This window comes from Pseudomonas sp. 2VD (assembly GCF_005503585.1).
GTDB lineage: Bacteria > Pseudomonadota > Gammaproteobacteria > Pseudomonadales > Pseudomonadaceae > Pseudomonas > Pseudomonas aeruginosa.
Window position 1 is genome coordinate 1 of record NZ_SCND01000262.1, and the last position, 8941, is coordinate 8941.

The 8941-nt window shown below is 67.8% G+C and carries 8 protein-coding genes; 3 read left to right on the plus strand and 5 right to left on the minus strand.

Features of this window, described 5'->3' with window-relative positions; genetic code table 11:
- Nucleotides 1-216 (minus strand): phosphoglycerate kinase (gene pgk / locus FFS27_RS23195; protein WP_137952229.1); only part of this gene is annotated, 216 nt, incomplete at its 3' end.
- 5 nt (nt 217-221) lie between these two features.
- A complete protein-coding gene (gene epd, locus FFS27_RS23200; protein WP_003084958.1) occupies nt 222-1283 on the minus strand; it encodes an erythrose-4-phosphate dehydrogenase in 1062 nt (353 codons plus the stop codon).
- 211 nt (nt 1284-1494) lie between these two features.
- Between epd and otnI the strand changes: the two genes are divergently transcribed.
- Entirely contained in the window at nt 1495-2292 is a 798-nt protein-coding gene (otnI, locus tag FFS27_RS23205) for a 2-oxo-tetronate isomerase (RefSeq protein ID WP_003084956.1), read from the plus strand.
- Here the strand turns inward: otnI and FFS27_RS23210 are convergent.
- Nucleotides 2273-3337 carry a hypothetical protein gene (locus tag FFS27_RS23210; protein WP_003110217.1) on the minus strand — a complete coding sequence of 355 codons (1065 nt, stop codon included), beginning with the start codon at nt 3335-3337 and terminating at the stop codon, nt 2273-2275. The genes otnI and FFS27_RS23210 overlap by 20 nt on opposite strands.
- Nucleotides 3337-5334, minus strand: a complete 1998-nt coding sequence (gene tkt / locus FFS27_RS23215; protein WP_021263074.1) for a transketolase — start codon at nt 5332-5334, stop codon at nt 3337-3339. Before tkt ends, FFS27_RS23210 begins: the two co-directional genes overlap by 1 nt.
- A 246-nt stretch (nt 5335-5580) precedes the next feature.
- On the opposite strand from tkt, the gene FFS27_RS23220 reads away from it, so the two are divergent.
- Together FFS27_RS23220 and metK are read left to right on the plus strand one after the other, a co-directional pair.
- Complete coding sequence (locus FFS27_RS23220; protein ID WP_003113231.1) at nt 5581-6582, plus strand: ArsR/SmtB family transcription factor; 1002 nt, start codon at nt 5581-5583, stop codon at nt 6580-6582.
- Nucleotides 6583-6597: 15 nt separating this feature from the next.
- Entirely contained in the window at nt 6598-7788 is a 1191-nt protein-coding gene (gene metK / locus FFS27_RS23225; RefSeq protein ID WP_003084948.1) for a methionine adenosyltransferase, read from the plus strand.
- A 57-nt stretch (nt 7789-7845) separates the two neighbouring features.
- Here metK and FFS27_RS23230 read toward each other — a convergent pair.
- Nucleotides 7846-8941, minus strand: a 1096-nt coding sequence (locus tag FFS27_RS23230; protein WP_137952230.1) for a ferredoxin reductase family protein, incomplete at its 5' end; no start/stop codon positions are given.

Consider the following 8941-nt stretch of genomic DNA (forward strand, 5'->3'; position numbering starts at 1 on the left):
GTTCTCGGCGGAGAACTCGCCCTCGGTCGGACGGCCCAGGTGCGAGCAGACCATCACCGCCGCGCCCTTCTCCAGGGCCAGCTTGAGGGTCGGCAGGGCGGCCTTGATCCGTGCATCGCTCTGCACCTGGCCGTCCTTCACGGGCACGTTGAGGTCCTCGCGGATCAGCACGCGCTTACCTTTGAGGTCGAGGTCAGTCATCTTCAACACGGTCATGACAATCAGTCCTTGGGTACTTGTTGATCAGGCACGGCGGCGCGCAGGTAGTGTCCGGCGACGTCGAGCATACGGTTGGCGAATCCCCATTCGTTGTCGAACCAGGCCAGCAGGTTGACCAGGCGAGGCCCGGAAACGCGGGTCTGGCTGCCATCGACGATGGCCGAATGGGGGTCGTGGTTGAAATCGCAACTGGCGTGCGGCAGCTCGGTATAAGCCAGCAGTCCGCGCAGCGGGCCGCTTTCGGCGGCCTCGCGAAGCACCCGGTTGATCTCGGCGGCGGAGGTGTCGCGGGAAGTCTGCAGGGTGATGTCCAGCGCCGAGACGTTCACCGTGGGCACGCGTATGGCTTTGGCCTGGATGCGCCCGGCAAGTTCCGGCAACAGGCGTTCGATGCCGCGCGCCAGACCGGTGGACACCGGGATCACCGACTGGAACGCCGAACGGGTACGGCGCAGGTCCTCATGGTGGTAGGCGTCGATCACCGGCTGGTCGTTCATCGCCGAGTGGATGGTGGTGATCGACACGTATTCCAGGCCGATCGCCTCGTTCAGCAGCTTGAGCAGCGGCACCCCGCAATTGGTCGTGCAGGAGGCGTTGGAGACCAGCGTTTCGCGGCCGCTGAGGTCCTGCTGGTTGACCCCATAGACGATGGTGGCGTCGATGTCCGCCTCGCTCGCCATCGGCTGCGAGAACAGCACCCGCGGCGCGCCGGCGCGGAGGAAACGCTCGGCCTGGGCGCGGTTGGTGTACTGGCCGGAGCACTCCAGCACCAGGTCGACCCGCAGCGCCTGCCAGTCGATGGCCTCCGGAGTCGGGCTGCGCAGCACCTTCACGCAATCGCCGTTGATGTGCAGGCAGTCGCCGTCGACCTTCACTTCGCCGGGAAAGCGGCCATGGGTGGAGTCGAAGCGGGTCAGGTACTCGACGCTGGCCTGGTCGGCCAGGTCGTTCAGCGCGACGATCTCGAAGCCCAGTTGCTCCGGGCGCTCGTGCAGCGCGCGCAGGACGCAGCGGCCGATACGGCCATAGCCATTGAGCGCGACGCGAAAAGGCGGGGTGGACATCGGCAGGGATAGCTCCGGCAAGGGGCCAGTGAAAGGCGCCAATTATGCGGGGGATGGGCCCGCCTGGGAACCGTCCGCGACCCGCGCGGCGCATGCGCCGCGGCGACGGCTCGCGCGCTGGCGCTGAAACGATTCATGCGACACCTGGCTGGCGCGACCGCGTTCCGCTGTGCAAGGCTCGCCCGCATCCACCGACCGCCAGGAGCGCCAGATGCCCCGCTTCGCCGCCAACCTCAGCATGCTCTACCCCCGCCACGACTTCCTCGAACGCTTCGCCGCCGCCGCGGCGGACGGCTTCGAGGGCGTGGAGTACCTGTTCCCCTATGCCTACCCTGCGGCCGAACTGAAGGCCCGGCTGGACGACCACGGCCTGCGCCAGGTGCTGTTCAATGCCGCACCCGGCGACTGGGACAAGGGCGAGCGCGGCCTGGCCAGCCTGCCGGGGCGCGAGGCCGAATTCCGCCGCGCCATCGCCCAGGCCATCGACTACGCCCAGGTCCTCGGCAACCGCCACATCCATGTCATGGCCGGACTGCTGCCGGCCGGCGCCGACCGCATCCGCCACCGCGAGACCTACCTCGACAACCTCGCCCATGCCGCCCGCGAAGCCGCCGGCGCCAGGCTGACGGTGCTCATAGAGCCGATCAACAACCGCGACATGCCGGGCTTCTTCCTCACCCGCCAGGACGACGCCCAGGCCATCTGCCGCGAGGTCGGCGCGGACAACCTGCAGGTACAGTTCGACTGCTACCACTGCCAGATCGTCGAGGGCGACCTGGCCACCACCCTGCGTCGCGACATCGGCAATATCGGCCACGTCCAGATCGCCGGGGTACCCGACCGCCACGAGCCGGATGACGACAACGAAGTGAACTACCCCTACCTGTTCGAGCTACTCGACCGGCTCGGCTACCAGGGCTGGATCGGCTGCGAGTACCGTCCGCGCGGCGACACCTCGGCAGGCCTGGAATGGCTGCGGCGCTGGCGCGCTACTCGACGCGACGGATGATCGGCTCCAGCGCGTCCAGGCGCTCGCGGGCGGCCAGCCAGTCGCGCACTTCCGCGCACCACTGTTCTTCCTTCAGCACCGCGCGGGCACGGGTCAGCACTCGCGGCCAGGGACGGTCGTCGAACAGGCGCAGCAGCACCTGGTTGAGCTGTTCGCTATCCAGCGGCCGGCGTCCACGGCGCACCGGCGCGTCGACCCGCTGCGCCAGCGATTGCAGCACCCGTTCGCGCTGTGCCGTATCCACCGGCATCGGCTGCTCGTCGTAGGCGCAGAGCACCAGGATCTCCGGCGCGACGTTCTCCAGCAGGCCGGCGCGCAGCCGGCAGTGGCCATCGAGGATCACGCAGGCATCCAGGCAGTTCAGGCGCAGCGCCAGCACCGGCGGCAGCTCGCCTTCGCGGGCCTTCTTGCGCCACCACTTGACCCGCCCCTCGTCATCCTCGACCCGGCGCAGGGCGATCAGGGCGTCGTTGTCGCGCCCCCACCAGTCGAGCCACTGCACCCAATCGTCGTCGAGGACCTTCTCCAGACTGTAGAAGCGCCAGTCCGGCAACAGAGCGTCGCGCCCGACGCTGCGGTAGCGCCAGCGTTCCAGCACCCGTTCGCGCGGATCGTGGCTCTGCGGCGGCTGCCAGGCGGGCGCCTGCTCGGCGAGCGACAGGCGCAGCAACCAGCGCCCGGCCTCCAGGCAACTGCCCGGGCTGGCGCGCAGGGCCTCGACGAAATGCCGGCTCCAGGCCTTGTAGCGGGCCTCGCCGCGCAGGCCGCGCAAGGCTTCCAGGGTCGGCGAGTCGATGGGCGGCACGCTGGCCTGCGCCGGGCTCGCCGCGACCAGGCTCTTCACCAGCCAGATGCCATCGTGGTACGGCAACTGGGTGGCCCAGAGCAGCGGCTGATCGCCACGCATCAGGCGAATGCGGGCCTGGCCGCCGGATTGCAGATGAAGGAAAGAGGGCGCCCGATGGGCGCCCTCCACCTGGACCGCGAGGCCCAGCCATTCGCCATTGGCGGGGCTTTCGAGGTCCCGCCAGTAGAGCGTGTGCATCAGTCTTCCAGCAGCTCCTCGGCCACCGCCAGGACGTTGTCCAGGGTGAAGCCGAAGTGCTCGAACAGCGCCGGGGCCGGCGCCGACTCGCCGAAGCTGGTCATGCCGATGATGCGCCCGTCGAGACCGACGTACTTGTACCAGTAGTCGGCATGGGCGGCCTCGATGGCGATGCGCGCGCCGACTTCCACCGGCAGCACGGACTGCTTGTAGGACTCGTCCTGCTGCTCGTAGACGCTGGTGCACGGCATCGATACCACGCGGACCTTGCGGCCCTGCTCGCTGAGCTTGTCGTAGGCCTGCACGGCCAGGCCGACTTCCGAACCGGTGGCGATCAGGATCAGTTCCGGCTCGCCTTCGCAGTCCTTCAGCACGTAGCCGCCGCGGGCGATATCGGCCACCTGGGCGACGTCGCGCGCCTGGTGCGGCAGGTTCTGGCGGGAGAAGATCAGCGCGGACGGACCGTCGGCACGCTCGATGGCATGCTTCCAGGCCACCGCCGACTCGACCGCGTCGGCCGGGCGCCAGGTGTCCAGGTTCGGGGTCAGGCGCAGGCTGGCCAGTTGTTCGATCGGCTGGTGGGTCGGGCCGTCCTCGCCGAGGCCGATGGAGTCGTGGGTGAACACGTAGAGCACGCGCTGCTTCATCAGTGCGGACATGCGCACGGCGTTGCGCGCGTATTCCATGAAGATCAGGAAGGTCGCACCGTAGGGAATGAAACCGCCGTGCAGGGCGACGCCATTCATGATCGCGCTCATGCCGAATTCACGCACGCCGTAGAACACGTAGTTGCCGGCAGCGTCGTCGGCGCTGACGCCCTTGCAGCCCTTCCACAGGGTCAGGTTGGAGCCGGCCAGGTCGGCGGAACCGCCGAGCAGCTCCGGCAGCAGCGGGCCGAAGGCGTTCAGCGCGTTCTGGCTGGCCTTGCGGCTGGCGATGGTCTCACCCTTGTTGGCAACATCGGCGACGTAGGCCGCGGCCTTCTCGGCGAAGTCGGCCGGCAGCTCGCCCTTCAGGCGGCGCAGCAGTTCGGCGGCCAGTTCCGGATGGGCGGCCTGGTAGGCGGCGAAACGCTTGTTCCACTCGGCTTCCTGGGCGGCGCCGGTTTCCTTGGCGTCCCACTCGGCGTAGATCTGCGCCGGGATTTCGAACGGAGCGTGCTCCCAGCCCAGCGCGGCGCGGGTCGCGGCGATCTCGTCGGCACCCAGCGGCGCGCCGTGGCACTCTTCCTTGCCCTGCTTGTTCGGCGAGCCGAAGCCGATCACGGTCTTGCAGCAGATCAGGGTCGGCTGGTCGCTCTTGCGGGCGGTATCGATGGCGGTCTTGATCTCGTCGGCGTCATGCCCGTCGACGTTGCGGATCACTTGCCAGCCATAGGCCTCGAAGCGCTTCGGGGTGTCGTCGGTGAACCAGCCGTGGACCTCGCCGTCGATGGAAATGCCGTTGTCGTCGTAGAAGGCGATCAGCTTGTTCAGGCGCAGGGTGCCGGCCAGCGAGGCGACCTCATGAGAAATGCCTTCCATCATGCAGCCGTCGCCGAGGAAGGCGTAGGTGTAGTGGTCGACCACCGTGTGGCCGTCGCGGTTGAACTGGGCGGCCAGGACCTTCTCCGCCAGCGCCATGCCCACCGCATTGGCGATGCCCTGGCCGAGCGGACCGGTGGTGGTCTCGACGCCGGCGGTGTAGCCGTACTCCGGGTGGCCCGGGGTGCGCGAGTTGAGCTGGCGGAAGTTCTTCAGGTCCTCGATGCCGAGGTCGTACCCGGTGAGGTGCAGCAGGGAGTAGATCAGCATCGAGCCGTGGCCGTTGGACAGCACGAAGCGGTCGCGGTTGGCCCACTGCGGGTTGCTCGGGTTGTGCTGCATGTAGTCGCGCCAGAGGACCTCGGCGATATCGGCCATGCCCATCGGGGCGCCCGGGTGGCCGCTGTTGGCTTTCTGCACGGCATCCATGCTCAGTGCACGGATGGCATTGGCTCGCTCACGACGGCTGGGCATCGCAATTCTCCTACGGGGGTTGCTGGTCGGAAGACCAGGAGTGAAAAAAAGGGCGCCATTTTCGCCCACCGAAGGCCCAAGGGGCAATGACAGATCGGCAGGGGGACAGTATGTCGCTGCCGACCGGTTTTGCCAGAAGCCTGGCGCAGCCGGATTGCAATTGCGCGACGGCCACCCGTCATCAATATCAAAAATTTTTGATACAGGCATTGCCGGGGTTCGGACCCGGTACTAGACTGCGCCTCCATGAGCCTTCGCGTGCCTTCGATACGACCAGACGACTACGACCCGCTCGCCGCGCTGTGCAAGGCGGCTGGCGACTCGCTGCGACTGAACGTGTTGCGCGCCCTGGCCAACGATTCGTTCGGCGTGCTGGAGCTGGCGCAGATCTTCGCCATCGGCCAGTCGGGCATGAGCCACCACCTCAAGGTGCTGGCCCAGGCCGGGCTGGTGGCGACGCGCCGCGAAGGCAACGCGATCTTCTACCGACGTTCGCTGCCCCTGGCCGAACGCACCGGCGGCGCGCTGCACGCGGCGCTGCTGGAGGAAGTGGACGAACGGGCGCTACCCGACGACGTGCGGGCGCGGATCGATGCCGTGCACGCCCAGCGCGCGGCGGTCAGCCAGGACTTCTTCGCCCGCGCGGCGGACAAGTTCCAGGCCCAGCAGGACCTGATCGCAGGACTGCCGCAATACCGTGAGAGCGTGTTGGCCTTGCTCGACGCACTGGCCTTCGCCCCCGGCGCCACGGCGCTGGAGGTCGGCCCGGGGGACGGCGGGTTCCTGCCGGAACTCGCCAGGCGTTTCCGCCAGGTCACGGCGCTGGACAACAGCGCGGCGATGCTGGAACTGGCGCGCCAGCGCTGCAAGGAAGAAGGATTGGGCAACGTCCGCCTGGAATTGGCCGATGCCCTGCAGGATGCCGCCGAACCGGCCGATTGCGTGGTGCTGAACATGGTCCTGCACCACTTCGCCGCGCCGGCGGAGGCGCTGAAACAGTTGGCCCGCCTGGTCCATCCGGGCGGCAGCCTGCTGGTGACGGACTTGTGCCGGCACAACCAGGGCTGGGCCAGGGAGGCCTGCGGCGACCTCTGGTTGGGTTTCGAACAGGAGGACCTGGCCCAGTGGGCCGACGCCGCAGGGCTCACGCCCGGCGAGAGTCTTTACATTGGTTTACGCAATGGCTTCCAGATCCAGGTCCGGCACTTCGCCAGGGATGCATCCGAAAGCCGCCTCACCCACCGGTAATGTAGGAACCGATTGATGAGCGAATATTCCGTTTTCACCTCCGAGTCCGTGTCCGAAGGCCATCCGGACAAGATCGCGGACCAGATCTCCGACGCGGTGCTGGACGCCATCATCGCCAAGGACAAGTACGCTCGCGTGGCATGCGAAACCCTGGTCAAGACCGGCGTGGCGATCATCGCCGGTGAAGTCACCACCTCCGCCTGGGTCGACCTGGAAGAGCTGGTGCGCAAGGTCATCATCGACATCGGCTACGACAGCTCCGACGTCGGCTTCGATGGCGCCACCTGCGGCGTGCTGAACATCATCGGCAAGCAGTCGGTGGACATCAACCAGGGCGTCGACCGGGCCAAGCCGGAAGACCAGGGCGCCGGCGACCAGGGCCTGATGTTCGGCTACGCCAGCAACGAGACCGACGTGCTGATGCCGGCGCCGATCTGCTTCTCCCACCGCCTGGTCGAGCGCCAGGCCGAGGCGCGCAAGTCCGGCCTGCTGCCATGGCTGCGCCCGGACGCCAAGTCCCAGGTGACCTGCCGCTACGAAGGCGGCAAGGTGGTCGGCATCGATGCGGTGGTGCTGTCCACCCAGCACAACCCGGAAGTCTCCTATAACGACCTGCGCGACGGCGTGATGGAGCTGATCATCAAGCAGGTGCTGCCGGCCGAGCTGCTGCACAAGGACACCCAGTTCCACATCAACCCGACCGGCAACTTCGTGATCGGCGGCCCGGTCGGCGACTGCGGCCTGACCGGACGCAAGATCATCGTCGACTCCTACGGCGGCATGGCCCGCCACGGCGGCGGCGCGTTCTCCGGCAAGGACCCGTCCAAGGTCGACCGCTCCGCCGCCTACGCCGGCCGCTACGTGGCGAAGAACATCGTCGCCGCCGGCCTCGCCGAGCGTTGCGAGATCCAGGTTTCCTACGCCATCGGCGTGGCCCAGCCGACCTCGATCTCGATCAACACCTTCGGCACCGGCAAGGTCAGCGACGAGAAGATCGTGCAACTGGTCCGCGAGCACTTCGACCTGCGCCCGTACGCGATCACCAAGATGCTCGACCTGCTCCACCCGATGTACCAGCCGACCGCGGCCTACGGCCACTTCGGCCGTCATCCGTTCGAGCTGACCGTGGACGGCGATACCTTCACCGCGTTCACCTGGGAGAAGACCGACAAGGCCGCTCTCCTGCGCGACGCCGCCGGCCTCTGAGCGACCGCGCGATGAAAAAGCCCCGCTTTGGCGGGGCTTTTTTCGTTTCCGGCAGGCTCAGCGCATGCGGAAGGCTTCCTGGTGGAACAGCCGCAGCGGCATGCCCTGCCGGCGCAGATCGCGGCGCAGGCTGTCGGCCAGCCCCTGCGGGCCGCAGAACCAGACGCTCGGCCAGCGTCCTTCGGCGCTCTTCAGCACGCCCAGTTGCGCCGCCTGCGGCTTGCCCTGCTCGTCGCTATAGCGGATGTGCAGGGTCACGCTGGGCAGGTGTTCGCAAAGCTCGCGCAAGCGCCCGGCGAACAGCGCTTCCTGGGAATTGCGCACGCAATAGTGCAGCTCCACCGATGGCGCGCTTCCCGGCGCGGCCTGCAGCGACTCCAGCCAGGCGATGAACGGCGTCACGCCGATCCCGGCGGCGACCCAGACCTGCCGCCCGGCCAGGCCACGGCGGAAGTCGAAGCAGCCGTATGGCCCCTCCACCTCGACCCTGGCGCCGACCTCCAGGTTGTCCTGCAGGCGCCGGGTGTAGTCGCCCAACGCCTTGATGCTGAAGCGCACCTCGCCGCAGCCGCGGTCGGCGCTGGCAATGGTGAACGGATGGGCACCCTCCAGGCGGTCGCAGGTGAGAAAGGCGAACTGCCCGGCCCTGTGCGACCAGTCGCCCTGCAGCCGGCAGGTCACCTCGAGCAGGCTTTCGCCGTGCCGCTCGACGGCGGTGACCACGCCCGCATGGCGGCGCGCGCGACCGATCCGCCCGCTCAGAGACAACAGTGCGCAGGCCGAACCGAGCAGAGCGCAGGCCGCCACCAGCCAACCGGCCGGCTGGCTCCAGTAGCTGGCCGGGGCGAGCACCACGGAATGGAAGGCCAGTACCAGGTAGACCAGGGACAACGCCTTGTGCACATAACGCCAGAGGTGATACGGGAAGCGCTGCCAGAGAGTTATCAGCAGCATCCCGCCGAGAATCCACGCCGACCATTCACCCAACTCCTTGGCCGAGCCACGGAAGACGTCGAGGAAGGTTTCCACCCGCGGGCCTTTCACCGGTTTGCCGACGATACCCGCCAGCCAGGGGCCGGCCAACTCCAGCAGGTAGTGCAACAGGCCGAGGACGATGGCCAGGATGCCCGCCCACTTGTGCAGGCGGTACATG